This window comes from Ferrovum myxofaciens, from assembly GCF_013181415.1.
Lineage (GTDB): Bacteria > Pseudomonadota > Gammaproteobacteria > Burkholderiales > Ferrovaceae > Ferrovum > Ferrovum myxofaciens.
Genome location: NZ_CP053676.1, coordinates 2381422 through 2404974 on the forward strand (window position 1 = coordinate 2381422; position 23553 = coordinate 2404974).

General features: G+C 53.2%; 29 protein-coding genes and 5 pseudogenes. 20 read left to right on the top strand and 14 right to left on the bottom strand.

Going from position 1 to position 23553, the window contains the following annotated elements; all coding sequences use genetic code 11:
• Positions 1-56: 56 nt before the first annotated feature.
• The 3 genes from HO274_RS11740 to HO274_RS11750 all read right to left on the bottom strand — a co-directional run bounded on the left by HO274_RS11740 (position 57) and on the right by HO274_RS11750 (position 2513).
• Positions 57-911: a transglutaminase family protein gene (locus HO274_RS11740; protein ID WP_031598549.1), complete on the bottom strand. Its 855-nt coding sequence runs from the start codon at positions 909-911 to the stop codon at positions 57-59.
• A gap of 5 nt (positions 912-916) precedes the next feature.
• A complete protein-coding gene (locus HO274_RS11745) occupies positions 917-1714 on the bottom strand; it encodes a transglutaminase family protein (RefSeq protein ID WP_273119870.1) in 798 nt (265 codons plus the stop codon).
• A gap of 220 nt (positions 1715-1934) precedes the next feature.
• Entirely contained in the window at positions 1935-2513 is a 579-nt protein-coding gene (locus tag HO274_RS11750; RefSeq protein WP_273119872.1) for an NAD(P)/FAD-dependent oxidoreductase, read from the bottom strand.
• Between the two features lie 371 nt (positions 2514-2884).
• Here HO274_RS11750 and HO274_RS11755 point away from each other — a divergent pair, with 371 nt between their 5' ends.
• On the top strand, positions 2885-3094 hold the full coding sequence (locus HO274_RS11755; RefSeq protein ID WP_031598540.1) for a TA system antitoxin ParD family protein: 210 nt from the start codon (positions 2885-2887) through the stop codon (positions 3092-3094).
• Positions 3094-3363 (top strand): type II toxin-antitoxin system RelE/ParE family toxin, encoded by a 270-nt coding sequence (locus HO274_RS11760; protein WP_031598539.1) that lies wholly within the window; start codon positions 3094-3096, stop codon positions 3361-3363. The genes HO274_RS11755 and HO274_RS11760 overlap by 1 nt, the downstream gene beginning before the upstream one ends.
• A 7-nt stretch (positions 3364-3370) precedes the next feature.
• On the opposite strand, the gene HO274_RS11765 is transcribed toward HO274_RS11760, so the two are convergent.
• Both HO274_RS11765 and HO274_RS13610 read right to left on the bottom strand, forming a co-directional pair.
• Positions 3371-3649: an HU family DNA-binding protein gene (locus HO274_RS11765; RefSeq protein ID WP_031598538.1), complete on the bottom strand. Its 279-nt coding sequence runs from the start codon at positions 3647-3649 to the stop codon at positions 3371-3373.
• Positions 3591-3836: a hypothetical protein gene (locus HO274_RS13610; protein ID WP_411463995.1), complete on the bottom strand. Its 246-nt coding sequence runs from the start codon at positions 3834-3836 to the stop codon at positions 3591-3593. The genes HO274_RS11765 and HO274_RS13610 overlap by 59 nt, the downstream gene beginning before the upstream one ends.
• Between HO274_RS13610 and HO274_RS11770 the strand changes: the two genes are divergently transcribed.
• Positions 3774-3935 carry a hypothetical protein gene (locus tag HO274_RS11770; protein ID WP_227509515.1) on the top strand — a complete coding sequence of 54 codons (162 nt, stop codon included), beginning with the start codon at positions 3774-3776 and terminating at the stop codon, positions 3933-3935. The two genes, HO274_RS13610 and HO274_RS11770, sit on opposite strands and share 63 nt — an antisense overlap.
• Before the next feature lie 510 nt (positions 3936-4445).
• Here the strand turns inward: HO274_RS11770 and HO274_RS13615 are convergent.
• The 3 genes from HO274_RS13615 to HO274_RS11780 are packed head-to-tail and all read right to left on the bottom strand — an operon-like array spanning position 4446 to position 6179.
• Positions 4446-4865, bottom strand: coding sequence for a GFA family protein (locus tag HO274_RS13615; RefSeq protein WP_273180116.1), 420 nt, complete (start codon positions 4863-4865; stop codon positions 4446-4448).
• Positions 4866-4921: 56 nt separating this feature from the next.
• Entirely contained in the window at positions 4922-5458 is a 537-nt protein-coding gene (locus HO274_RS11775) for a DUF2867 domain-containing protein (protein ID WP_273119876.1), read from the bottom strand.
• A gap of 34 nt (positions 5459-5492) precedes the next feature.
• The gene (locus tag HO274_RS11780; protein ID WP_273119878.1) at positions 5493-6179 is read right to left on the bottom strand and encodes a TetR/AcrR family transcriptional regulator; all 687 of its coding nucleotides are present in this window, start codon (positions 6177-6179) and stop codon (positions 5493-5495) included.
• A 67-nt stretch (positions 6180-6246) separates the two neighbouring features.
• On the opposite strand from HO274_RS11780, the gene HO274_RS11785 reads away from it, so the two are divergent.
• The 12 genes from HO274_RS11785 to HO274_RS11840 all read left to right on the top strand — a co-directional run bounded on the left by HO274_RS11785 (position 6247) and on the right by HO274_RS11840 (position 14003).
• Positions 6247-6645 carry a DUF4345 family protein gene (locus HO274_RS11785; RefSeq protein WP_273119880.1) on the top strand — a complete coding sequence of 133 codons (399 nt, stop codon included), beginning with the start codon at positions 6247-6249 and terminating at the stop codon, positions 6643-6645.
• Positions 6646-6648: 3 nt separating this feature from the next.
• Complete coding sequence (locus HO274_RS11790; protein ID WP_273119882.1) at positions 6649-6960, top strand: DUF2269 family protein; 312 nt, start codon at positions 6649-6651, stop codon at positions 6958-6960.
• 42 nt (positions 6961-7002) lie between these two features.
• Positions 7003-7410 (top strand): IS200/IS605 family transposase, encoded by a 408-nt coding sequence (tnpA, locus tag HO274_RS11795; protein WP_031598455.1) that lies wholly within the window; start codon positions 7003-7005, stop codon positions 7408-7410.
• Positions 7407-8933: a transposase gene (locus HO274_RS11800; protein ID WP_273119886.1), complete on the top strand. Its 1527-nt coding sequence runs from the start codon at positions 7407-7409 to the stop codon at positions 8931-8933. The genes tnpA and HO274_RS11800 overlap by 4 nt, the downstream gene beginning before the upstream one ends.
• A gap of 2 nt (positions 8934-8935) precedes the next feature.
• Entirely contained in the window at positions 8936-9853 is a 918-nt protein-coding gene (locus tag HO274_RS11805; RefSeq protein WP_273119888.1) for an alpha/beta fold hydrolase, read from the top strand.
• Entirely contained in the window at positions 9843-10277 is a 435-nt protein-coding gene (locus tag HO274_RS11810; RefSeq protein WP_273119889.1) for a saccharopine dehydrogenase NADP-binding domain-containing protein, read from the top strand. Before HO274_RS11805 ends, HO274_RS11810 begins: the two co-directional genes overlap by 11 nt.
• Positions 10258-10509, top strand: coding sequence for a hypothetical protein (locus HO274_RS11815; protein ID WP_273119891.1), 252 nt, complete (start codon positions 10258-10260; stop codon positions 10507-10509). The genes HO274_RS11810 and HO274_RS11815 overlap by 20 nt, the downstream gene beginning before the upstream one ends.
• 475 nt (positions 10510-10984) lie before the next feature.
• The gene (locus HO274_RS11820) at positions 10985-11242 is read left to right on the top strand and encodes an AbrB/MazE/SpoVT family DNA-binding domain-containing protein (RefSeq protein ID WP_062188497.1); all 258 of its coding nucleotides are present in this window, start codon (positions 10985-10987) and stop codon (positions 11240-11242) included.
• The gene (locus HO274_RS11825) at positions 11239-11565 is read left to right on the top strand and encodes a type II toxin-antitoxin system PemK/MazF family toxin (protein WP_031598903.1); all 327 of its coding nucleotides are present in this window, start codon (positions 11239-11241) and stop codon (positions 11563-11565) included. The genes HO274_RS11820 and HO274_RS11825 overlap by 4 nt, the downstream gene beginning before the upstream one ends.
• A 152-nt stretch (positions 11566-11717) precedes the next feature.
• A complete protein-coding gene (locus HO274_RS11830) occupies positions 11718-12164 on the top strand; it encodes a cupin domain-containing protein (RefSeq protein ID WP_062188499.1) in 447 nt (148 codons plus the stop codon).
• Between the two features lie 431 nt (positions 12165-12595).
• Entirely contained in the window at positions 12596-13726 is a 1131-nt protein-coding gene (locus HO274_RS11835; protein WP_031598909.1) for a Fic family protein, read from the top strand.
• 64 nt (positions 13727-13790) lie between these two features.
• On the top strand, positions 13791-14003 hold the full coding sequence (locus tag HO274_RS11840) for a helix-turn-helix transcriptional regulator (RefSeq protein ID WP_031598911.1): 213 nt from the start codon (positions 13791-13793) through the stop codon (positions 14001-14003).
• A gap of 283 nt (positions 14004-14286) precedes the next feature.
• On the opposite strand, the pseudogene HO274_RS11845 reads toward HO274_RS11840, so the two are convergent.
• Positions 14287-15339 (bottom strand): annotated as a pseudogene (locus tag HO274_RS11845) (IS1634 family transposase); the annotation flags it as partial.
• 198 nt (positions 15340-15537) lie between these two features.
• On the opposite strand from HO274_RS11845, the gene HO274_RS13620 reads away from it, so the two are divergent.
• The 3 genes and pseudogenes from HO274_RS13620 to HO274_RS13630 all read left to right on the top strand — a co-directional run.
• Complete coding sequence (locus HO274_RS13620) at positions 15538-16140, top strand: Mu transposase domain-containing protein (RefSeq protein ID WP_420537410.1); 603 nt, start codon at positions 15538-15540, stop codon at positions 16138-16140.
• A 2-nt stretch (positions 16141-16142) separates the two neighbouring features.
• A pseudogene (locus HO274_RS13625) lies at positions 16143-16412 on the top strand (ATP-binding protein); the annotation flags it as partial.
• A 273-nt stretch (positions 16413-16685) separates the two neighbouring features.
• Positions 16686-16775: pseudogene (locus tag HO274_RS13630) on the top strand (recombinase family protein); the annotation flags it as partial.
• Positions 16776-16889: 114 nt separating this feature from the next.
• On the opposite strand, the pseudogene HO274_RS11855 reads toward HO274_RS13630, so the two are convergent.
• Together HO274_RS11855 and HO274_RS11860 are read right to left on the bottom strand one after the other, a co-directional pair.
• A pseudogene (locus HO274_RS11855) lies at positions 16890-17999 on the bottom strand (DDE-type integrase/transposase/recombinase); the annotation flags it as partial.
• A gap of 102 nt (positions 18000-18101) precedes the next feature.
• Positions 18102-18440 (bottom strand): hypothetical protein, encoded by a 339-nt coding sequence (locus HO274_RS11860; RefSeq protein ID WP_273119896.1) that lies wholly within the window; start codon positions 18438-18440, stop codon positions 18102-18104.
• 452 nt (positions 18441-18892) lie between these two features.
• Between HO274_RS11860 and HO274_RS11865 the strand changes: the two genes are divergently transcribed.
• On the top strand, positions 18893-19342 hold the full coding sequence (locus HO274_RS11865; RefSeq protein WP_273119897.1) for a hypothetical protein: 450 nt from the start codon (positions 18893-18895) through the stop codon (positions 19340-19342).
• Between the two features lie 314 nt (positions 19343-19656).
• On the opposite strand, the gene HO274_RS11870 is transcribed toward HO274_RS11865, so the two are convergent.
• The 3 genes and pseudogenes from HO274_RS11870 to HO274_RS11880 all read right to left on the bottom strand — a co-directional run bounded on the left by HO274_RS11870 (position 19657) and on the right by HO274_RS11880 (position 23009).
• Positions 19657-20721 (bottom strand): virulence RhuM family protein, encoded by a 1065-nt coding sequence (locus tag HO274_RS11870; protein WP_273119898.1) that lies wholly within the window; start codon positions 20719-20721, stop codon positions 19657-19659.
• Between the two features lie 531 nt (positions 20722-21252).
• Positions 21253-21891, bottom strand: a pseudogene (locus HO274_RS11875) (ISAs1 family transposase); the annotation flags it as partial.
• Positions 21892-22010: 119 nt separating this feature from the next.
• On the bottom strand, positions 22011-23009 hold the full coding sequence (locus tag HO274_RS11880; RefSeq protein ID WP_273119899.1) for a Druantia anti-phage system protein DruA: 999 nt from the start codon (positions 23007-23009) through the stop codon (positions 22011-22013).
• Between the two features lie 119 nt (positions 23010-23128).
• On the opposite strand from HO274_RS11880, the gene HO274_RS11885 reads away from it, so the two are divergent.
• Positions 23129-23380: a hypothetical protein gene (locus HO274_RS11885; protein ID WP_273119900.1), complete on the top strand. Its 252-nt coding sequence runs from the start codon at positions 23129-23131 to the stop codon at positions 23378-23380.
• Positions 23381-23553 lie beyond the last annotated feature (173 nt).

The following is a 23553-nucleotide window of genomic DNA, read 5'->3' on the forward strand; positions in this document are numbered from 1 at the left end:
CAGCAGGATAGGGTAGGGCGCACTGCATCGCTTGCGTTGCAACCCTGACGCCGGTTTTATGCAAGCAAACTTACTTGCACATTCACCTGCATCCTAGGCATTCTTGTGCCTGATCCAATAAAACTACCAGAGACTGGCGGCACTGTTTCCGGGTCGCGAGCAACCGCAACTGCGATATGCCGGTTACCAGTTACTTCACCGGAAGTAGGATCGAAGCCCTTCCAACCTGTGCCGGGTAAATATATTTCTACCCAGGCGTGAGTAGTGGCAAAGCCGGCCTCGGTTGCGGGAGCGTGCAAATATCCGCTGACAAAACGACTGGCAAAACCCAGGCAACGACAAGCCTCGATAAACAACGTGGCATAATCGCGGCAAGATCCACTGCGCTGGGCCAGCGTTTGCGCCGGTGATTGGACGCCTGCTTCCTCTCTCATTTGATAATGAAATTGGCTATTGATGGCCTGATTCAATTTGACCAACAGGCCAAAAGTCTGCATGCCGCATATCTTCTGTTGTTTCAGCCAGTCATTGATGATTTGGCTGTCGTTGACGAAAATGGGATGTTGAAAAACTGCCAGATCAATTTGTTCGCCGACCGAATAGGAAAAAGGATAATTCACCGCATAATCTTCGAGCAGGAAGTCGTAAGGTGGCGGCGCATAATGCTGGATGATGACTTCACTGGCTATAGTCAGTTTATCAGAGCGCTCAAGAAAGTTTACAATTGCCAAAGAATTATCGAACACATCCCGATGCCATTTTATATTTTGCGCAGGCGTAATGACCAGTTTGGATGTCTCGATACGCACATCGTGCCCTTCCCGCGGACGGAGCAAAAGCCGGTGCGGATTGAGTATGACATGAGTTGGAAAAAGATATTCCGTCAGGTGTTTAATGTGCAATCTCTGCATGACATTTATTTCGGTTCAACATCCAGCATTTCGACGTTAACTTTCATCTCCTTCGGGTACAATGCCGGACCAAACTGATTGAATATGGCCACATCAGCGGCATCACGTCCATAAGCCACAGTGACACGCCCACCTTTCAGGGTAGGTTGGGTTGCATCAAAAGTATACCAGCGACCTCCTACATAAGCTTCAAACCAAGCATGAAAGTCCATGGGCTCAAGTTTATGCAAATACCCCACCACCATACGTGCCGGAATGCACATGCCACGGCATAACGCTATACCCAGATGCGTGAGTTCACGGCACACACCCTCACGCCGCTCATTGACCTCGACCGCAGATAGTTGAAAGTACGTGGAATACGGATTAAAACTAATATTGTCACGTATCCACATTACTATGGCAGCCACTTGATCATAACCTGGTGTTGCGCCTGCCACTATTTCCCGACCCAAATCTATAAACTTGTCTGACTCGCAGTAACGTGTGGGTAAGAGATAGGTGAGCACTGAATCAGGTAAGTTTTGCACATCCTCGAAAGGCACACCTGGATTTACGTCGATGCAGTCAACCGTCAAAATATCCGCAGTTGTGTGGATAGAGAACTCGCCTGGCGGAGCCACCAGGCGTTGGCAAAGGTTGCCAAAATTATCTGTATATTCAATGGCTGGCACACTGGGCTTCAAAGTATATGACTCTCTTGCTACCCATTGTTGTATCCCGCTGCGCGGACGCAGCATAAGAATAAAAGGAGTAGCCACGCTCACATCAAAAGTAATACCACATCCTGTACGAAGCCACATCACTGTTTTCCTTTTAACTATGTCACTGTCTAATAGTTGTTCATATCAATCAATAAGATAAATATGCGATGAAAACAAAATAATTCCAGACTGGTTCTTAACAGGCTGTTGAAAAACGCCTATTTTCAAAACGAATACCACTATATGTTGTATAAGAAATTGCTCGAAACACCATATATTGTATGGGAATTTTTCATAAATGCTATTTTTCAACAGCCTGTTAATGGACAGGTCTTCTCCCGGTGTTGGGGTGGGGCAGACAGTAAAATTTGGTATGGAGATGTTGCAAGGCCGTGCGCAATCCTTCTTCGATAACCGGATGGTAAAACGGCATTTCAAGCATCTGCGTGATTGTCATTTTGCTCTGCAATGCCCAGGAAAGAAGATGCGCCAAATGCTCGGCGGCAGGAGTCAGCATTTCCGCGCCCAGAAAGCGGTCAGTCATCGGATCTCCGTAGACATTCAACAGGCCCTTGTTTTTGAGCAGGATACGCGCACGGCCCTGATTCTCGAAACTCGCTTGACCGGTAGCGAAGGTACCGGTTTTCATTGAGTGGAATCCTCCACCTATGATACCGATCTGGGGATCGGTAAATACGATCCCGATGGGCGCCCGGCGCAAGCTTGGAGTCACAGGCTTGCCCAGCGCAAGCAATGCAGCATTTTTGCCTGCAATAACCCCCTCGTCAATGGCTTCGTGAAGAAGCGGGATGAAGTTGCTGGCATCGCCCGCGATAAAAATCGGACTTGCTCCGTCTGTGCTCTCTGTCCGAGTGGTTTCCGGGTCGAATAAAGGCACCCCTTTAACGTCGAGCCTGAGCGAGGTCTGGATGAGATCGGCATCTTTCAGGGTTCATGCTGCCTAAACGATCACAGTTTTTCTGTGCAGTAACACACATAACACGGGCCAGAAACATGGCGCAGTCCACCCTGTGATCTTTGACATCGGCCCCAGGTTGACGGTTGAGGGGAATACCCAAAAAGCAAAGAGGTAATTGGGCAAATGCTGGATGACGCGAAATATGTGCCGCATTTGGCTCATCCCAGTTACCACGCAGCAGCATTGACCCTGGCTCAAGCCGGGGTTGCTGTGCTACGGTGCAATTCTTGACAGGTTCCATTATGGACCCATATGGGCTAGAATGAATTGTTATCTATGGGAGAATCACCATGTCCATCAATGTCAAACTCTCTGAATCCCTGGTCGATCAGGCTCGGCGTCATGCGGTGATCCAGCATCGGTCCTTGCCTAAGCAGATCGAATATTGGTCACAAATCGGAAAGATTGCCGAGGAGAATCCTGATTTGCCATTTTCCCTGATCCGGGAAATTCTGATTGCTGACCAGGAAGCGCCTGTTGGCGAATATCAGTTTGGCTGATGAAAATTCTCGTTACCGCGACCTTTGACCGGGTCGTCAAGAAAATGCATCGTCAGCAGAAAGTGGAACTGGATGAGGCGGTCCGCTGTATTGCCGCAGATCCTCTCATTGGAGAGGCCAAGGTGGGGGATCTCCTTGGAATTCGGGTCTACAAGTTTCGCATGGTCAATCAGTTGACGCTGCTGGCATATCGGGTATTGGACGAGGACAGCGTGAAACTGCTCACGGTAGGTTCACACGAGAATTTCTACCGTGACCTCAGGCGCTGATAACTGATTACTTCTTCGCCACAGCTGCTTTGAAAGAGGCACCGGCGGAGAACTTCGGCACGGAACTCTCTGGAATAGCCAGTTTCTCACCGGTACGAGGATTTTTTCCTTCGCGGGCAGCACGAATGGTCGTTCTGAATGATCCGAATCCGGGCAGAGCGACATCTTCACCCTTGGTCAGCGTTTCGATGATGGTTTCGAGGGTGGCATTCAAGGCCCGTCCGGCATCAGCCTTGGTGATTTCGGCTTTTTTGGCGATGTGATCGATCAGTTCGGTCTTGTTCATGTCTGGCATTCCCTTGGTTTGAAAACCCGGAGTATAGACGCTCTTGGCTCAGAGGGTTACGCTGGCTGGTACCTGACTGTGGTGCAAGCGCGGAAATGCCCATTCTGCGCATCAGAGAGCGCACATGAAGCCTGCCCAACTCATGTCCCTGTTTGACCAGTGCCCGGCAAAGTTGGCGCGAGCCCATGAACGGAAAGTCCAGATGCAACTTGTCGATGGCGTTCATAATCGCCAGGTCCGTCGCGCTGGTCGGCTTTGGCAGGGTAGTAAACGGAACCACGACTGATGTTCAGCAACTTGGCCCGGCGCATTTCAGGATACTTGTCGCTTCACTTTCTAAGTTTTTTATTCTACTTCCAAAGAGCATCCCCCTGAAAATCCATCAAAATAACTGATCACACTCAACGCGGCACTATTGCGAATGGCTTGGAACCAGTGGGGTGAGAAGCGGTAGATTCACAAGACAGCCTTTGAATGACACATGCAAGATTGGTTGATCTATATTGCGACAGCAATGAAGCTATCGGCGTTCTGTTTTACAATGTTGCCATTTGTTCGGATATGGGAAAATTAAATGCCTTGCATTAATCTTGGATCCGTGTTCTTTGATCCGGAAATAATATTCAATAATTTGAATTAATGAGATAATTCGTTATATGAATTTTTCGCCCAAACGAACATGGCACACTTTGAAGTCCAGGAATTCGAGAAACTGAATCTGATCTCTTATTAAAGTCTGGCGCAGAATGTGTCCAGAAAGCGGCGGTTTTCCGGACTTTGGTTGGATTTCCAAGTGTTACTGAGGTGCCTGAAATGCCTTGGGAAATTTTGGCAGATCGGGGTTCATGAAATCCCAATGCGCTGCACTTGAAGTATAAATGTCGAGCATGGGCTTAAAGAGCGAGGGATCGTCAAGGGTTCCTGCGCGAAGTCCCAATAGATTTGTAAAATTCCCTAATTTGGCAAATAACTGGGAACCACAATTGGGGCAAAATCCCCGACTTATTTTATTTCCGCTATCCGCAGTTGACTCATAGTATTTTACCGTGCCACTGATCTTTACCGTTTTCTCTGGAACAAACAGAGCTGGTGTAAAAGCGCCCCCCGAAGTTCTCTGGCAATCACGACAATGACAATTGCCCGAGAAAACCACCTCCCCGGTGGATTCATAGCGAACATTCCCGCAGAGGCAACCACCAGCCAGTATTTTAGTCATAATACCCCCCCATAATTTATGGAAAATTTTTTGTGTATGCCTGACATTGAGTGCCGTTAGTTCGCATTTTTCTCGTCGATGATCCGAGTGAGGACTGTTGGAGCAATGAGTCTATGCAACGGCATCACCGGAAGCATATAAATTCGTCCCAGCAGGTTGTGAATGTGGACAACCGTTGTCACCGAGACGGACTGAATCCCTTTTTGGTCAAGAGGGTGTTTGTATACGGAGAGTACGACATCCAGATGCTTGTCGCGATCTCCCAAGAGCACCTCATTGGGGGAATTGGAAAAGAGTGTGAAGATCCCTACTCGATCTCCAGGCGCGTAAGTTGACGCAGGCTTTGATGGGTTCAATTTTCCAAGACCACCAAGGTCTTTCAAGCCGACAAACTGAACGATCTTGTTCCGCAAAGCCATGAGTGAATGAATCCAGGTCGGAGTATTTGCCAAGGCAGTCAGGAAATAGCCAAGCGCCGTGCGTGTGGTGTCCGGAACGGAAATAATATAACAATCGTGGAAATACGCACCGGACAGTCGTGCGTTGATTGCACTTTCTGAAGGGACATCGGAGGATGCGGCGTGTGGTTTCATGGTGACCTACTTGGTGAAGGAAAGAAAATTTTCGTCAAGATTTCAGTGATTGGCAACCTTCCGCCAAATGGGTTTCCACGACAAAGGGAGGGACTGACCCCCGCAGGATAGTATTTCCCGCCGAACAGAGTCCCGCCAGAATCCGGGGGACGAGGCTATTGAAAATTTCGGTAATGCCCCCGTCAGATAGGCAAATCGCGCCGCCGGTCAACAGTCCCGCCAGTCCATGAACCACCGACCAGGTATAGAGTTCGGCCCCCGTCCTGTCTTCAACCGCCAGTACTTTCTCTGCCACAAGATCGTCAAGTGCCGCCTGAAGCAGTTGGTAGGGGGATGTCTCTTCTGTCCTAGGCTCCGCCTGCAATGGCATGCCGAACATCACCTGAAAGTGGAGGGGATTGTTCACGGCAAATGTGACATAAGCCAGACCCAATGCCTGGAATGCCGCTAGGGCAGGGCTCTCTGGATTGAGAGAACGGGCTTCTGCCGTGGCGTGTTCCATCTGCAGGGCGAGACGCTGAAATCCGTCCATGGCCACCGCATTCAGCAGATCTTCCTTGCTGGAGAAATGCCGATAAGCGGCACTGGGCGATACCCCGACATGGGCCGCTGCTTCCCGTAGGCTGAATCCCGCTACGCCATGCTGAGCGATTAGAGCAACTGCTGCCTCGATCAGGGCTTGCCCCAAATTTCCGTGATGATACTGGCTTCTTTTTTCCATGTGAGCAATGTTGACATTTTTTATGGTCAAATGTAAAGTGAATAATGATCACATTGAGGGGGTAGGTATGAAATTTCCATCTTTCTTGCTTTGGGTCAATGGCCTGTTATTCGCCCTGTTCGGAGCGGGGTTTCTGATTCTGCCGGCACAGATGGCCATGCTGGTCACAGAATCAGCACCTGCCTCACCTGGCGGTTTAACCGACATGCGTGCCACCTACGGCGGACTGTCGCTGGGCATCGGGCTGTTTTTGGGTCACTGCGCACGAACGGGCGCATTCCGGTCTGGTTTGCTGGCGTCCTTGCTCATGCTCTCAAGTGCCGCACTGGGACGACTACTCGGCATCTATCTGGATGGAAAACCGACTTGGATGATAGTTCTGTTGCTCACCGCCGAGATTATTTTTTCGGTATTGTCCGTTACAGCCCTGATCGTGTCGGATGACGAAAATGCTTGTGGAGCATAGCCATTGGAAAATTACCTCTTTCTCAAGTTCATTCATCTTCTCGGTGTGGTTGTTTTCCTGGGAAACATCATCGTGACGGGGTGGTGGAAATTCATGGCAGACCGCACGGGTAATCACAGGATCATCGCATTTGCCCAGCGGCAAGTTACGCTGACCGATTTCGTCTTTACGGCGGGAGGCGTAGTACTCGTTGCGATTGGAGGGATCGGTAACGCCATGCTTCATCACATGGATTATCTGCATATCAACCCATCTCCGCGAGAATCCCCTCGCTTTAGCCATGGGGAGGAAAGCGGGAAGTTGGTTTTGACTTAGATTTGTCTTGCATTATATATCTAGTATCTGTATAATTAGTACATGAACGATTACACCATAAAATACAAGAGCAACCTGAACGTAGTTTACTCCTGTAAGTACCAGGTTATTTGGTGTCCTAAGTATCGGCGTTCGGTTTTAGTGAAGGGCGTTGACGTTCGTCTGAAAGAAATTATACAAGACGTTGCTACTGAGTATAAATGTGAAATATTGGAACTTGAGGTTATGCCGGATCATGTACATTTACTGGTAGAGGTTGACCCCCAGTTCGGAATACACCGGCTGATTAAGTTGATGAAGGGCAGGTCATCCAAATTGATACGTGAAGAGTTTAAGTGGATAAAGTCGCGGCTACCGACCTTGTGGACGAATAGTTACTTTGTATCGACGATTGGCGGCGCACCGCTTGAAGTGGTTAAACAATATATCGAGCAGCAAAAGCACAAATGAAACGCACCGCCACGCCCACCTTTGTTCTCAGCATTCCCCTGGTTGTGAAACCCGGTGAAGACCGGATACTGATCGGGCGCATGGAGGCGGGTAGGCGTTTGTACAACGCCATTTTAGGCGAAGCACTACGCCGCCATGGCTTGCTGAAGCAGTCCAAAGACTGGCAGCACACCCGCACCATCGCCGACAAGAAATTGCGCTCCGACGAGTTTAAGCGGCTCTCGAAAGAAGCAGGGTTCACGCCTGCGGCCATCATCACCTTTGCCCGTATCTGCAAAAATGAAGCGGGATGGAAAGACCGGCTTGGTTCTAACGTAACCCAGCGCATCGCGGAGCAGGTGTTCGCAGCCGTGCAGCAATACGCCTTTGGTAAACGCGGTCGCCCACGTTTTAAAGGTGCTTCCCGCCCCCTGCATTCGCTTGAGGCAACCACCAATGCGGCCAACATCATCTGGAAGCCTGAAACGGGCTGTATCGAGTTTGGCGACCTCACGCTACCGGCCTTGCTACCCTCCAAAACACAAGACCCGTATTTGCACCAAGCGCTCACCAATAAGACAAAGTATTGCCGCGTGCTGTGGCGCGTTGTTTCCGGCTCACGCCGCTGGTTTGTGCAACTCATGCAGGAAGGCATCGCCCCGGCAAAGCACGAGCAGGCTTGTGGCGAAATCGTTGGTCTGGACATCGGTCCGAGCACGGTTGCTGTGGTCGGCGACAACTCCGCATCGCTGGTGAAATTCTGCGACACCGTGGTTCAGCCATGGAAAGAAACCCGCCGCTTGCAACGTGCCATGGACAGGTCTAAGCGAGCCACGAACCCTCATTGTTTTAACGCGAACGGCACATGGAAAAAAGGCCAGAAGTTCGCGCCGAGCAAACGCTATACAGCAATCCGCACTGAGTATGCGGAAGTAGAACGCAAGTTGGCCGCCGAACGCAAACGCGCCCATGGTGAACTTGCCAACCAGATTCTCGGGCTGGGTAATGTTGTCCAGTCCGAAACCCTGTCTTACCTCGCCTTCCAGAAGAATTATGGCAAGAGCGTGAAAGTCAGAGCACCCGGAATGTTCGTCGAACAATTGCGTCGCAAGGCTGAAAGTGCTGGCGGCAAGTTGATTGATTTGCACACCTGGTCGCTGAAAATGTCGCAGTACGACCACACCACCGGAGTTTGCACAAAGAAGCCGCTCAGTCAGCGGTGGCATGTGCTGGGTGACGGGTCGGGAGTAGTGCAACGGGATGTGTATTCCGCATTCCTCGCACGCTGCGTAATAAGCAACACGCACCACCCATCCCATATCGAAACGATGTGGGCGGCTCAGAAACCTGTGCTGCTGCAAACGGGGTGGCTGCGTTCCGAACCTGCGAAGATCGAGCCTTCGGGCAAAATCACGGTGGTAACACCGTTAGAGCAGGTCGTTTGTAATAGAGGGTTTGCCGCTGGTCATGGCCTGGATGCTGTAGTCGCAAGACGAGAGCCCGGAGACCCCAGCGGGTTCGCCCTTAGAACCCCCTGTCTTTAGACATGGGGAGGTTTAGTGGTTCCTCCCAACGAATCCGCCTGTGTGCCGAACGCGAAGGATTGCCGCCAATTTTGGTCGTACAGGCCGGACCGGGCTTTCCCTTGTTGCACGAAGTGAAAAAATTTCAGCAGCGTTTGAATCTGGAAAAAGATTTCATGGTGAGTTACTGGGATCAGCGTGGCTGTGGTATCGCATCACGGCAAGACGCAAAAAGCGTTTCGTTGCAACAGCAGCTTGATGATCTGCGTGCCGTCCTGCACTGGTTAAAAAATGAAACCGGACAAACGGTCATTGCGTTCGGCATTTCTCTGGGCGCAACGCTTGCGTTGCAAGCGTCAGAGTACGAACGCGATTCTGTAAGAGCGGTAGTCGCCATTTCACCTGATGCCCATACTGCCAGCAGCGATGCCGCCGCCGTATCTTCATTTCTCAGAGCACAAAGTATCATTGCAAAAAACCGACGATTAAGCGCAAAGTTGATGAAACTGGGAGATCCCCCTTATACAACCCCTGCGGCGTTCCAACTACGCGCCAGTCTATTGGCCGACCTGGGTGGTATCGAACGCGGCAAGAAATTCAATGCCTTGTTAAGAGAAACGCTGCTTGGCCTGATCGGTACTTATGGTTTCTTGGGCATGGCCAAAGCCATGCGCAACATGAATCTGATCCAGCGCAAGTTGCTGCCGCAGTTGGCATCGTTAGACTTATTTACCGATCCACCCCGTTTGTTGATGCCTGTTCACTATATATTTGGGGAGCAAGACCCCCTGATCCCTGCCGAAATTGTTAAGCAATTGCCTGAAGCTATTACCTCCCCAGAAAAAACAGTAATATTGATATCCAATGCTGGCTATATGGTGCACTTTGACCAGCCTGAGGTGGTGCGTTCCATTTTTCTGAGCGCCCGCCATGAAAAATAGAGCGAATGGCTCTTGGATGCTTTACGGCGCGGCAGGTTATACGGGAACGCTGATCGCGGAAGAGGCTGTTCGACGAGGACACAGACCTCTACTCGTCGCTGGACGCAATGCAGAAAAATTGCGTGTGCTCGCCAAGCGATTGGGACTGGAATGGGAAACATTTTCACTTGAAGACAAAAGTGCTCTGTTCGAAGCTACAGGATCAGTCGATCTCATGCTGCATGCCGCTGGCCCATTTACTGAAACCTGCGAACCCATGATGGACGCATGTCTAACCGGGAGGGCGCACTATCTGGACATTTCCAACGAGATATCCGTGTTGCAGACCGCTCAGTCGCGCCATCACAAGGCAAAAGAAAATGATGTGTCCATCTCAGGACCCTACGCTACTGAAGGCTCTTGCGTTGGCACACTACTGGGGTAAGCAGATCGATGATGGCGTAGTGACAGACGCGGGTGAAATCGCTCGGCGGGAGCAAATGGATGTAACGCGGGTCAGGGAAATTCTGAGGCTCGTGATCATCGATCCTCAAACAGCCAGCGCAATTTTTGAGGGGAGGCAACCCCGCACCTTGTCGCTTGAGTTCCTGGTGCGTAAAAGTCTGCCGCTGGACTGGGAGTTACAACGCCAGAGGGTTGCTGAAAATGGGGGCTGATGATGCTGTGTCGTCTCTGAAGGGCAAGTTTCCGTTCATACTGGAAGCCGGAAACCCCCGTGGATAGGGGGGGTCGTGCGAAGGTCGCCCTTCGCAGAAACAGAGAACGGAGAGCGCAGGGGGGTAGAAAACGGTGAAATTCTGGGTGTATCGACAGTTGCCGCCCTTCGCACGAAACCGGGAAGCCGCGCCAGTATTGGCGTTCCGGCGGGGCACTAAAAAGGCCGTAGAACGTTCTGGCCTGGGTGAAGTGGTGGTGCTGAGGCGACACCACGAAACCGTGTACGGCGGTCGTGATAGTAAATCGTAGTAAATGCGTCTTTTTTTAGATGGTTAAAAAATATTCCGCATCAAACTTGTTGTCCCACGGTAAGTGAGGGCTATCGCCAAACACCTGTTTTCCGACAGACTGAGACTTGCGGCTCCGATTAAACAAAGTTATACTTAAATATAACTTAACAAACGGAGGTGAATCATGCACACAACCAATCTGCGCAAGGTCGGCGGCTCGGTTATGCTTGCCGTTCCGCCCGCATTCCTTGATCAACTGCACCTGCAAGCCGGAGCCACGGTAGGGGTGGTCGTCGCTGATGGCTGCCTAGTAGTCGATCCCAAACCCAGGCCGCGTTACACGCTTGCGGAACTTCTGGCAGCCTCGGACTATTCCAAACCGCAATCGGCAGAAGAGCGCGAATGGGTCGATGCGCCCGCAGTGGGTGATGAGTTGGTATGAGGCGCGGCGATATTTACCTAGTCTCGCTTGATCCGACCGAAGGACGCGAGCAACGCGGCAGCCGTCCCGTCTTGGTCGTGTCGCCTGCCGAGTTCAACGAGGCAACCAACTTGCCGGTGATCTGTCCTATCACGAACGGCGGCGACTTCGCCCGTCGCATCGGGTTCGCCGTTCCCGTAACTGGAATCAAAACGACCGGCGTAGTTCGCTGCGATCAGCCCCGTGTGCTTGATTTTGGTGCCCGCAACGCCCGCAAGGTGGATACTTTGCCAGCATCAATCATGGAAGAAGTGCTGGCGAAACTAGCCACGATTTTCGCGTGAGCAGAAACAATGGCTGTGAAGGCCCGTGTTTATTGATATGATGGTGGAGCAGGAAACCGGGCGCTCCTTCGCGGGAGAAAACTCTTGGACGCTGGCGTCACGGCACGCTTCTACAAGGCCGTCACCGATGCCCATTTGGGCCATATTTCAAGGTGGCTCTCAATACAAGGACTTCGAGTACGACCTATCCAGAACCGTTCGCATCACGCATGGTTGGCCGAGAAAAGCGCCCGCTTGGTGACATTTTCGAATTGTCGAACTTCGGTGTTAATCTTACGCGCCTCATTCCGGGTGCATGCTCTGCACTACGTCACGCCCACTCGAAGCAAGATGAATTCGTGTACATCTTAGTGGGATGCCCGGTACTCATCACGGATCAAGGCGAGACACTGCTTTCTCCAGGAATGTGCGCCGGCTTCAAGGCTGGCACTGGAAACGGACATCAACTCGTAAATCGAGCGAACGAAGATGTCCTTTATCTCGAAGTGGGCGACCGTACCGCTGGTGATTCTGCGACCTACCCCGACGACGACTTACAAGCCGCATTGGATAATGACGGGGAATGGCAGTTCCTGCATAAGAATGGAACACCCTATTGAAATGCATTACCCTGTCATTGGGGCCAACGGAGAACCGTTGACCTTTATGAATTGGTGGTGTAGTCGCCGCCGGATTCAAACCGTGTCTGTAATGTGATTGCGGAAATGTGCGGATTGGTGCGGAACACTGATGAATCATAATGTTACTACTGGCAACACTGCCAATATCGCCTTCAATTTAGCGCTGCTCATGTGTTCCAGATAGCCATCAGTTCGATTCCCGTTTACGCAATCGAACCCGCGTCCGTAGGCATGGCATCGGTAGCTGGGGAGCCAGCGCGACGCGGCGACCAAAACAACACCCATTTACACCCATTCTGGGGCGGGCTGCCGAACTCCAGGATCTCGTTACGGCGAATGTCAGTCTCTATCTCCGCATCTTGTGCGGCGAATAACTTGCGCATGCGGAGAATCCGTCCCATAATCTCCGCATGAATAGCGGTGATTGCAAATACATCTGGCAGGCCAAAGACTGGCCGAACTGGCACTTCGACTTGGCAGCGCTGGCTGAACCCATGGCCGAGGTCAGTCGTGCTCAAGGCGTCTTGATGGGGCGTCTGGCCGATATCGGCATGGCGTTGCGCGATCAGGCCAGCCTGGCCGCGCTTACCGAGGACGTGGTCAAGACCAGCGAGATCGAGGGTGAGCATCTCAATGTTGAATCCGTGCGCTCGTCTATTGCCCGTCGTCTGGGCGTGGATATCGGTGCTCTGGCCCCGGTCGATCGTCACGTCGAAGGCGTGGTCGAGATGGTGCTTGACGCCACCGCCAACTGCCATGCGCCGGTGTCGCGAGAGCGGTTGTTCGGCTGGCACGCAGCTCTGTTTCCCACCGGCTACTCAGGTCTATCCAAGATCAACGTCGGCACTTGGCGCGATGATGCCAGCGGCCCGATGCAGGTCGTGTCCGGTCCCATCGGTCGACAGCGTGTGCATTTCGAGGCACCGCCAGCGGATCGTCTGGAAGCCGAAACGAGTCGATTCCTCGATTGGCTCAATGATGCCACGAACGATCCGCCGCTCATAAAGGCAGGACTAGGGCATCTGTGGTTCGTAACCCTGCACCCGTTCGACGACGGCAACGGCCGTATCGCCCGAGCCATCGGCGATCTGCTGCTGGCGCGAGCCGATGGCAGCCCGCAGCGCTTTTACAGCCTGTCGGCGCAGATCCAGCGGGAGCGCAAGGCTTACTACGACATTCTGGAGCGGACCCAGAAGCGGTCGATGGATGTCAACGAGTGGCTTGCCTGGTTTCTGGACACGCTGCATCGCGCCGTCGACCAGGCGCAGCACACGCTCGACGCCGTGCTGACCAAAGCGCGCTTCTGGCAACGCTGGGCGACAACGCCGTTGAATGAGCGGCAGGTGAAGCTGCTCAACCGACTGCTCGACGGCTTCGAAGGCAAACTCACCAGCAGCAAGTGGGCGGCGATCGCCAAGTGCTCACCGGACACAGCCCTGCGCGATATCACTGACTTGCTGGTTCGCGGCGTATTGCGAAAAACGGATGCGGGTGGTCGCAGTACCAGCTACGAGCTGAACAATTTGGCCGACCGGGAATGACTTGACTCGTGGGCAGAACAACGCCTTCATGGACTCCTGCCAACTCATTCGCAAGGAGACCAAGATGAATAACGTTCATTTCAATCAGAAACAACTGACCACCCGCTGGGGCATCAGCGAGGCTACCCTCGAACGCTGGCGTAGCGAGGGGATCGGCCCAAAATTTCTTAAACTTTGCGGGCGGGTGCTTTACCGCCAGGTCGACATCGAAGCCTATGAGGAATCGTGCTTGGCAACATCAACCAAGACCGCCGCGCCTCAGGTCGGTGCCGGTTGAAAAATGTACCGTAGCCGTCGGTTCGATTTCATTGACGCAATCGAACTGGCATTCGCATTTCGCCCCCCAAAGGCGATTGACGCTTACTTTTTCTTCAGCAGTTGATCGAGCGTCTCCACGCCTTCGCGTTTCAAGACGGTTCCCAAGTGCGCATCGGAGCGGTAGCCCTGCGCAAAATTGTCGCCGTAGCCCATGTTTAACGCAGAGAATTTAATTTCTTTAACTATCAGTTTGTTACGACCACAAAAAAATCGGAGTGGCACTACATGCTCGTAATTTTGGTTTAACTGATCAGTTTTTTCGTTCCTCCTGGAGCCGGGGAAACTCCCAGTGCCCTGTAAATTTTCATCAAATCCGGTTCGGCTACGGTGCATTTTCGCACATTCAATGTGCGCCCATCACGTTGTTGGAATGAGGCGGTGACGCGCCGCTGCACGCTCATCGTTTCGCGTAGGCTGGCCCAGTTTTCGCGGATGTCTGCTTTCTTCAGTTTCGCTCGTAGCACCTGTACGGCCTGATAGGCCAGCACGGTGATGAAGAGATGTCCATCTGCGCGATCCTCTTTCGAATGATAGACCGGACGCAAACCCAACTCGCTCTTCAGGCTGCGGAATACGCTCTCCAGATCCGTCAGCATCGTATAGGTACGCCACAGTTTTTCTTCGTCCCAAGTGGTCTCGTTGCTGCGCAGGCAATAGATGCCGGGATGCGTCGCCATCGTGCCATCCACCGGCACCTTTTTCCATGCCAGACCCGTGACCAACTTGCCAGATTCATCCGCGATAAGTTCGACTTGGTAATGCTGGCTGGCTCCCCGGCTCTTCTCCTTGAGGCGACCAATGCGCTCCAACAACTTGCCATAACGCTTTTCGCCACGCGGCTTGGCAAGCCCCTCGACGATCTTTTTCAACCCGGCCTCAAAGCCCGTGGCAAAGCGCTCGACCATGGCGCTTTCTTTCTTCTCGCGGCCCAGGGAGTGACAATATAAACGAACTTCTTTGCCGTCCTCGCTGATCTCTTTCTGGATGCGCAAAGGATCACCCCCCGCAGTTTCAATGCTGATGCCCTGGGTTTCGTCGAATTTCCTCACCCTGTCACGACTGACTACCAAATAGCGATAACCGTGTTCGATCAGCCAGCCGACATTGGCTTCAGTCGCAATTCCCCGATCCATGATGACCAATGCGCCTTGTGGTGCATTCAGACCCTTCAAGATCACCTCCAATGTGCCGCATTCGGCCACATTACCTGCAAAGGTTTTGGAGCGGCGCACAAAGCCGCTGCCATCAAGCACCAGGCCCAGTGTCACCAGAGGGCAGTCGCTACGTTTCTCTTTTCATTTTTATGGGCTCAAGCACATAAAAATGAAAAGGGCCGCGTCGAGTCCGGCGTTGGCTATGTCAAGAAGAATTTCCTCAATGGCCGTGAACTCAAGGATTTCCAACTCATCAACCCGGCCGCCAAACTCTGGCTCGATACCATCGCCAATGTCCGTTGTCATGGCGAGACACGACAACGCCCCTGTGATCTGTTCATTGAAGAGAAACCACACCTACGCCCGCTCAATTCCAATCCTTACGACTATGCCCGCACCCTCAGTTTGGTGGCCAACAGTCAGTTCCGCTTTACCGTCGACACCAACCACTACTCCGTTCCCGCTGATTATGCACACCGCCGTCTGACCATCAAGGCCCTGTGTGCCTATTACGACGGACAACTCATCGCCCGTCATGTCCGCTGCTATGACCGGCATCAGGACATCGAACAACCGGATCACGCCAAGGTCCTGCTGAACCAGCGTCAGCATGCCCGTGAACAGCGCCTGGTCATGAACTTCCTGGCCCTTTCGCCCCATGCCCCTGCCTTCTACGAAGGATTACAGCACAAACAACTCAATACCCGTCACCACCTGCGTCTCATTCTGGCTCTCGCGGAAATCTATCCCAGTGCCGAAATGGATCGAGCCATCCAGGACGGGCTGGCCTTCCAAGCCTTCAGTGCCGATTACCTCACCAATATCCTGGAAATGCGCGCCCGTGCTCTGCCAGAACCTGGCCCCTTGCACCTCACTCGCCATCAGGATCTGCTTGAGATCGATATCTCTCCCCCAGACCTTTCTCTCTATGAGGAGCACTGACCATGACCGATCCCCTCGATAGCCATCTCGAGAGCTTGCATCTGCCTTATACACGCCAACATTACACCGCCTTGTCCAAGGTGGTGGGAGAGCGCTCCTGGTCCTGCATCGATTACCTCGAGAACCTTATCCAGGGTGAAATCGAAGAACGCAACACCCGCTCCATTCAACGGCGTATTGCCGCAGCCCGTTTCCCGGTCATCAAATCCCTCGAGAACTTCCAGTGGTCCTGGCCCAAAACCATCGATCGGGAGAAAGTGCAATCCCTGTTCCGTTTCGGTTTCCTTACTGGGGAGTTACCTTCCAATGGGAATTCCTCAGTGATCTGGCCTTCTTCTTCGAGAGCGCACGCTTCGCCCAGATTCGCCGCTCACATTGTGCGCAAGGCGACCACAGAGCCAAAACCCCAGACTCCCCACTTCACGATCCAGACCAACTCGAACTCTTTCCCGATAATCCACCGTCCTGATCAAAAAATGATCCAAAACCCCAAACTTACCCTCGGGAATTTCATCCTGCTGTTTTATGGGAAATTCAGACTGCTGGTGACAGTGGTTTACAAAATTGACCGGCTTACCCGCAGTTTGGCTGATTTTGCCCGGCTGGTGGAGATTTTTGAGCGCCACAAGGTGTCCAAGAAGCGGGACATCAAGAAAGTGATCGTCGGGCCGGAGGGGGTGGATGAGCCGGTGGCTATCAACCCATCGGCATTTGCGATTTCCCCGATTCAGGACCCTACGCTACTGAAGGCTCCGGCGTTGCTTTCTGGAAACCTTCAGGCGAAAGGCACCTTCAAGTTCTTCAGCAGAGGGGCTGGGTCTGCCGACCTGAGGAGCCTGCAAGTACCGTTCCATGAGGGTACAACGAATCTCACTGTGGAGCGTGCGGTTGTATTCCTGTTCTACTCAGGCCTGAGTGGCCAGATTCAGGGACTTCAAGGTAAGGTTCTCCTCTCCTTCGAGCATGGCCATCAGACGCGTTTCCACCCGGGACCAGAGAAACTCCTGCTTGCCATTTTGGTAGGCACTATAAGGCAAGGTCTTCTGGTGAAGGATTCCGAGATCCCCGAGTCCTTGAACCGTCTCGGCAGCAATCATGGCGGCTCCATTATCAGTCATCAGACAACGGGGCAGCCCACGCTTCATGATGGCTTGACCCAGACCATGCACCAGATGCTCGGCAGCCTCTCCCCAATACCACTGCAAATGACACACCAGACGCGAGTGGTCATCCATGATGCCCAGCAACAAAGGCTTGTCCCATTCTCCGGAACGACGCAGGATCGGGCGTGAACAGTGATGGAAATCCAGGTGCCAGAGTCCGTGAACATGGGCCACTTCGTAACTGCGTACCTCCCGTTGTTCGAGCCGTTCCTGTGCGGCCAGAGCCCCGGGGGTCTGGCGTTTGGGGCGGTGGGCGCGAAACAACCCGCGCGCTCTGAGGAAGCGCCGGATGGTGGGATAGGAGGGAACTTCCAGGGTGTTTTCCCGGTTTTGGCTGATCAGGTTGTCATGGTGCAACTTGACGGTCCAGCCGGGATGTTCCTGATACTGACCCACCAGTTGTTCGCGGACTTCCAGGGACAGACAGGGGAAGGTCCCGAAGTGACTGCCCGGACGATTCTTCAACACCCCCACGGGGTCGTCTGCCTGACGAGCACGGTAATACCAGCGCTCGATGGTGGACAGTCCGAACCGAACGGGGAGACCGGTCACGGGATGAGTCCAAGTTCTGCTGGCCAGTTCATTGAGTCTGCCGGAGAGTTCTCCCTCGGCGGGCGGAGAGGCAAACAGGGGACCGATGATGGCAAAGCGCAACTGCGCCCAGCGATCACGGCGGTTCGGATCGTTCGGTTTCAAGGTCAATCTCCTGATGACGCGGTGCCGGTGGCAACCCAGCGTTGGAGATGAGGTTAATGAAGAGTCTTGGATGTTAATAGACGCATCTTCTGCGGGTGTGACTCAACCCTCACCGATCATGATCATGGGGCCGATGGTGATCGGCTTCAGAAAGCGCAGACAGGCCACCATTTGTTCCGTGTCTGATCCGCCAAAAGACTGGCATAGTGACAACGGGAATGCCGCCGGATCAGGGAGTGGCATGAAACGCCCACGCGCCTCCCGCCAGAACGCAGTGGAAGGAAATGTCCTGCGCCAGAAGGAACGCCAGCGATGCAAGGTACGCACAGATACTCCTGTGCTGGCCGATACCCTGGAGAACCAGGCATGGACGCGCCCCCGGCAACCGGAGGCAAGAACCGCCACCAGATCAACATACACCTTGCGTCCGAGAAACCGCATGGACTCACTGGTACTTCGACGTCGGCACCTGGCACAACAGAAACTGAAGCGGAATGAAAATGCTTGCCAATGATCGTCCGGGATCCCACGTGGCTTTCTGGGATAGTACGCCCGATGCAACGTCTCGCCACAATGGGGACAGCCCTTTGCCTGGGTTTCCTGTGCCAATTCGGCATCAAACTCCTGCAGGCGTGAAAAAAGGGTTGGATCGGAAAATAGGATGTGAGACACTTTGGATAGTCTTTATTGGTTGGCAAACCAAAGACTCGCTCAAACGGGGGTTGGAATTCAACCCCCGTGAGGGCGTCACCCCCTCAACCCTCATCCAAAATGATCACCAACCCCCAAAAATCCATCAAAATAACTGATCATACTCGGTTTTTCCATAACTGGTGGCCGCAAACTGAAGGTTGCCCTATGAACGGTTATTCTAATTCCGACGTCAGGTGCTTATGAAGCCTGTTACCCAGGAAGAAATCTCAGGTTGTGGTATAGCAAGTGTGGCCACACTTGCTGGTATCTCATACCAAGAGGCTAAAACCGTTGCAAATAGCCTTGGTATCTTCGCAGAAAGCAGCCTTTGGTCAGATACTCGCCATGTGCGTGTCCTTCTCGGGTATTTTGGCATTTTAGCCGGTGAAGGTGAACTCCCATTTTCATCATGGGAAAAACTTCCAGACTTGGCGCTTCTTTCAATCAAGTGGCACCTGGAAGGCGGGCGTCCCTTTTGGCATTGGGTTGTTTTTTGGCGCAGCCCAAACGGCACGGTTGTTTTTGACCCAAAAAAATCGCTAAAAATAAACTCACGCACAGATTTCTGGCGTATAAAACCAAAGTGGTTTATCCCCATTGAGGCCGCACGGTATTATTCCCCTACCAATCCCACAATAAAACCCGCTTGATTCGTCAACGCGTAACTCGTTGATTCACATGCGTGCGTATCGTGGCCTTTGTGGACTTCGTTCCGTGTTCAAGGAGTCAGGTCGGAGAGAGAATGGGCCAGGAGAGAGAAATGTGGCAAGGTGGCGGCCGTTGATGTCAACGGCGAAGTCCGTAGGCTTCCGCGCCAGTCCCCGCGAACTCGCGGGAACTGGCGCGGTCGGACAGGAAAAACCCCCAACCGAGAACGGTTGAGGTTTCATTATTAGTGGTGGATGGTTGACCATGTGCTAACTGGCATCCCGAGTTTATGAGCACTGGTGCGGGTTACTGCGGATCACTGCAACGGTTCGGAATCGTCGCCGGGAACCTTGATCTGTTTGAGCACCCGATCAAAGTCACTCTCAAACAGCCGGTCCTGCACGATGCGGTATTTCTCGAATTCGCTTTCAGCGTGGGCTTTCGCGATTTCGGCGGTGACCCTCCCCGCGTCCTGCAACACCTCGCGATCGGTGGCCTCAATGAAGCGGTTCAAGCGGGTTTCCCAATCCTGCATGGTCATGGGGATTTTCCGCAGGGCCATGTCTTCAGCCACATCCAGGTAGGCGTTGACCAACCGCGTGAGCTGCGCCATCTCTGACTCGGTCAGGTAGTTTTTGGCCACCACCACATCGAACTTCTGGATCTTGCCCAGCGGCGCATCCTTCCAGGTGGTCAGCCCCATGTTCGTCTTTTCAGCATCGGCGCGGTGGTAAACCACTTCCGCCGCCGTCTGCCCGTGAATGGCCCAGTGCAACTTGTTTTGTACCGTCGCAAAAAACCGTTTAGTGGCCCGTGCCGTCACGTCGTAATCAATCGCGGTGGCGTAGATGTCGGTGATCTTCTGGTAGAACTTGCGCTCCGAAATGCGAATCTCACGGACGCGCTGAAGCTGCTCTTCGAAGTACTGGTCCGTCAGGATCGAGCCGCCACTCTTGAGCCGCTCGTCATCCATGGTGTACCCCTTGATGGTGAACTCCTCAAGGATGCCCGTTGCCCACTTGCGAAACTGCACTGCCCGTTCTGAGTTGACCTTGTAGCCCACCGCGATGATGGCGGCCAGGTTGTAGTGCTGGGTGTTGTAGCCTTTCCCGTCAGCGGCAGTTATCCGAAAATTTTGGATAACTGAACCAGGATCCAGTTCACTGTCAGAAAACACCTTTTTCAGGTGGTAATTGACCGTACGAACGTCGACGTCATACAGTTGGCCCATCATCTTCTGGGTCAGCCAGACGTTGCCATCCACGAAGACAGCCTCCACACCACCTTGGCCTGCGGCAGCGACGAAGGTCAGGTATTCGGCCGCAGACGAACGAACAATCGACGCCCCTTGTTTTTTTTCAGTACGAACGGGTTTATTCATGCCGACACCCTCTCTTGATATGCTGCTGCGCTCTCATGCATCTGACCGTCGAAGTAAGTCAAAAAGTTTTCGACAGACGGAACCGACAACTTCCTGGTCCTCAAGCAAAACGGCAAAACCCACAATTTCAAGCCATCGGATTTCGGAAACTCGAAAACTGAATCGCCCCGAGTTTCGTGGAGGCTGATTGGTTTAAGTCAAGCCACCGCAGTAGCCTCATCGGTCGAGTTGCCGATAGTAGTTTACCTCAGCTTCGGCCGGCGGTATGTAGCCGATGGGTTCCAGCCACGGTAAATTTGTTCTCAATTTCTGAGCGACACAGTTGCCGAATTGTTTGTCATCCGCAGGTAGTCGAAGACGAGGCGTGTGCGGAAGCTGAGTTTGCGCATCAACTCGGCGATGGATTGATTGGGTTTCTGGAAGTGGGGTATCCAGCTTGATGCTGTGACTATCCTTTCCATGGGTGCGAAAACACTGAAATATCAACGCGTAACGAGCGCAGCAACACGCTGCCCGCTTTGTGCAAACCCGTCATGATATCAATTTGATTCCATTGCATAATTTTAACATCACAGCATCAAGCTGGATACCCCACTTCTGGAATGACTTGAGTATCCCGACCGCGAAGCGGCGCAGACGGGAAATGTTTTCCGGGCCAAAACCGGTATGGATACGGCTGCGATCCTCATCATAGTTCCAGTCGATGATGTAATGAACGCTTTCGATGCTCCAATGCCCTCGGTTGACGGCCAGCACCCGTTGCGGTGAGGCTTCTTGCGGAGTGCGGCTCGTCAACCCCAGTGCAATTTCACGCGAATAATCCCCGGTTTTTTTCCGGATGGATTCACGCTCGATCAGAAAAACCTGACCAACATGGGGGAAATCGAGGTAGGCATTGAGCGCCGTGCTGCACCAAATACGCCGCGTCTCGATGCGACCATGATCGGCAGAACTCATCTCGACGAAGTCGGCGGGCCCGCGCTTCTCGAACAGCAACGCGATATCGCGTTGCAGCCCGGGTTGGTTGCCCTTGGCGGTGAAGTGATAATGCGCCTGCTGCTCAACGATATAGTTTGCCAGTGCGCGCTGGGTCAGCAGAGCGTCGCCCGTGATATCGACACCTGCGAGGTCACAGGTGTCGAGCAACGGAATCGCCATGCCGATTTCGTTCGTGCGCTTCTGCTCATCACTGCCGCTTTACGGGCAAGGTACCGACTTTTTTTGGGCGTGACAGATTTTTGGATTGATGCCCGACAACGCTCATGATATGAGCCTGATGTCCCGCCTCGTCAATGGCATTCTTCATGGTCTTGCCATCGAGTGCCAACGCATCGTCTTTCTTCCCCCCACGCCGCGTTCCAGGCATTGAGTGCCCGATCCAGCGCGTCCGGTTCGATGCGAACCAGGCAGTCGCGAATGACGAATTCACTAGGGACGACATAACTTCCCTTCTCACGCCGACAACCGAACCGCTCGCGGGCTTTCTGTCCCAAGGCATCGGCCCAATCAGAGATGGCTTTATAGCCGCGCATGCCGCACAGCGTTGCTCCCGCCGCAATGCCCAGTACGACAGGCAGGCGATGACGTATCCCATGAGCGCGGCGCGGATCGGAAACCATCGTGAAACACTGCGGCAGCATGCGCATCTGTTCGGCATTGAGCATGATCTTGGGGGCTCCTGTGAGTTGAAGGTGTGCTCGGTTGGGATGGGTCAATTGCCCCTGAGGATTGCGACACAGGGGGCGAACAAAGACCCGCTTGGGGGCATCGGCTTCCGCGCTGTAGCCTTCTCGGGTACGTCGATATCCCTGGGTCAGTCCCAACTCGATCCAGTTGGCTGCGCGATACACGCCACCATGGAAGCGCCGGGGATCGACAAAGGTCTCCAGCAGCAGTAACGGATGACCAAAGCGCGTCTGCCAATCAGTGACGACCCGTTCGGTCAGCGACAGAACGCGTGAGCCAATATTCGGCCGGTGCCAGTCGGGAAGAATCAAGAAGCGACTATTGTTGGCGATCAGTTTGAGCCGTCCATACTGCGAGCGAAAGTCCCAGCCGATCCACCGGTCACGAACGCCGCATTTCAGCGCCGCCGCCGATATACTCAGTTGCGCTACCCATTCTTCCCGCCAAGTCGCAACGTACCACACCGTTTCACCGATCTTCGGTAGTCCTCCAAGGTAATGGTGGCGCACCATCTGCTCTTGATAGCGCGTCTCCTCGCCCCGTTCCACAGGGCGTACCTGGATCTCTGATAGCACTTTGCTGGCGAGGTTCGTTGGTTCCATTCGGTGATTTATACCGGAAGTCTTCGGCAATGTCCAGCCCTACATGGTAACCAGCTGGTTTTAGTTGCCATTTACAGGAGGGCAAATTCACCCTGCCTACGCTACTGAAGGCTCTTGCGTTGGCGCACTATTGGGGCAAGCAGATCGATGACGGCGTGGTGACAGATGCTGGCGAGATTGCGCGGCGGGAGCGAATGGATGTAACGCGGGTCAGGGAAATTCTGAGGCTCGTGATCATCGACCCTCAAACAGCCAGCGCAATTTTTGAGGGGAGGCAACCCCGCACCTTGTCGCTTGAGTTCCTGGTGCGTAAAAGTCTGCCGCTGGACTGGGAACTTCAACGGCAGATGGTTACTGAAAACGCGTCATAAGCTAAATTCTTAAGAAAGCCCTTAAACAAACTGACGCCCGGCGCTTTATTATCAGTTGGTTACCTGGTCTCATCTGGCTTTTATTTAAGGACCGGACTTGCAAAATTAATGCCAAGTGGCTAAATCTGGAATGTTTATAAACACTGTCGTGGCTTCATCTGCAGAAGAGTCTT

Coding starts and splice junctions, on each gene's coding strand:
- HO274_RS11740 (WP_031598549.1), bottom strand. CDS start 911: ATGCAGAGATTGCACATTAAACACCTGACGGAATATCTTTTTCCAACT.
- HO274_RS11745 (WP_273119870.1), bottom strand. CDS start 1,714: ATGTGGCTTCGTACAGGATGTGGTATTACTTTTGATGTGAGCGTGGCT.
- HO274_RS11755 (WP_031598540.1), top strand. CDS start 2,885: ATGTCCATCAATGTCAAACTCTCTGAATCCCTGGTCGATCAGGCTCGG.
- HO274_RS11760 (WP_031598539.1), top strand. CDS start 3,094: ATGAAAATTCTCGTTACCGCGACCTTTGACCGGGTCGTCAAGAAAATG.
- HO274_RS11765 (WP_031598538.1), bottom strand. CDS start 3,649: ATGAACAAGACCGAACTGATCGATCACATCGCCAAAAAAGCCGAAATC.
- HO274_RS11770 (WP_227509515.1), top strand. CDS start 3,774: ATGAAGCCTGCCCAACTCATGTCCCTGTTTGACCAGTGCCCGGCAAAG.
- HO274_RS13610 (WP_411463995.1), bottom strand. CDS start 3,836: ATGGGCTCGCGCCAACTTTGCCGGGCACTGGTCAAACAGGGACATGAG.
- HO274_RS13615 (WP_273180116.1), bottom strand. CDS start 4,865: ATGACTAAAATACTGGCTGGTGGTTGCCTCTGCGGGAATGTTCGCTAT.
- HO274_RS11775 (WP_273119876.1), bottom strand. CDS start 5,458: ATGAAACCACACGCCGCATCCTCCGATGTCCCTTCAGAAAGTGCAATC.
- HO274_RS11780 (WP_273119878.1), bottom strand. CDS start 6,179: ATGGAAAAAAGAAGCCAGTATCATCACGGAAATTTGGGGCAAGCCCTG.
- HO274_RS11785 (WP_273119880.1), top strand. CDS start 6,247: ATGAAATTTCCATCTTTCTTGCTTTGGGTCAATGGCCTGTTATTCGCC.
- tnpA (WP_031598455.1), top strand. CDS start 7,003: ATGAACGATTACACCATAAAATACAAGAGCAACCTGAACGTAGTTTAC.
- HO274_RS11800 (WP_273119886.1), top strand. CDS start 7,407: ATGAAACGCACCGCCACGCCCACCTTTGTTCTCAGCATTCCCCTGGTT.
- HO274_RS11805 (WP_273119888.1), top strand. CDS start 8,936: ATGGGGAGGTTTAGTGGTTCCTCCCAACGAATCCGCCTGTGTGCCGAA.
- HO274_RS11810 (WP_273119889.1), top strand. CDS start 9,843: ATGAAAAATAGAGCGAATGGCTCTTGGATGCTTTACGGCGCGGCAGGT.
- HO274_RS11820 (WP_062188497.1), top strand. CDS start 10,985: ATGCACACAACCAATCTGCGCAAGGTCGGCGGCTCGGTTATGCTTGCC.
- HO274_RS11825 (WP_031598903.1), top strand. CDS start 11,239: ATGAGGCGCGGCGATATTTACCTAGTCTCGCTTGATCCGACCGAAGGA.
- HO274_RS11835 (WP_031598909.1), top strand. CDS start 12,596: ATGAATAGCGGTGATTGCAAATACATCTGGCAGGCCAAAGACTGGCCG.
- HO274_RS11840 (WP_031598911.1), top strand. CDS start 13,791: ATGAATAACGTTCATTTCAATCAGAAACAACTGACCACCCGCTGGGGC.
- HO274_RS11860 (WP_273119896.1), bottom strand. CDS start 18,440: ATGCGGTTTCTCGGACGCAAGGTGTATGTTGATCTGGTGGCGGTTCTT.
- HO274_RS11865 (WP_273119897.1), top strand. CDS start 18,893: ATGAAGCCTGTTACCCAGGAAGAAATCTCAGGTTGTGGTATAGCAAGT.
- HO274_RS11870 (WP_273119898.1), bottom strand. CDS start 20,721: ATGAATAAACCCGTTCGTACTGAAAAAAAACAAGGGGCGTCGATTGTT.
- HO274_RS11880 (WP_273119899.1), bottom strand. CDS start 23,009: ATGGAACCAACGAACCTCGCCAGCAAAGTGCTATCAGAGATCCAGGTA.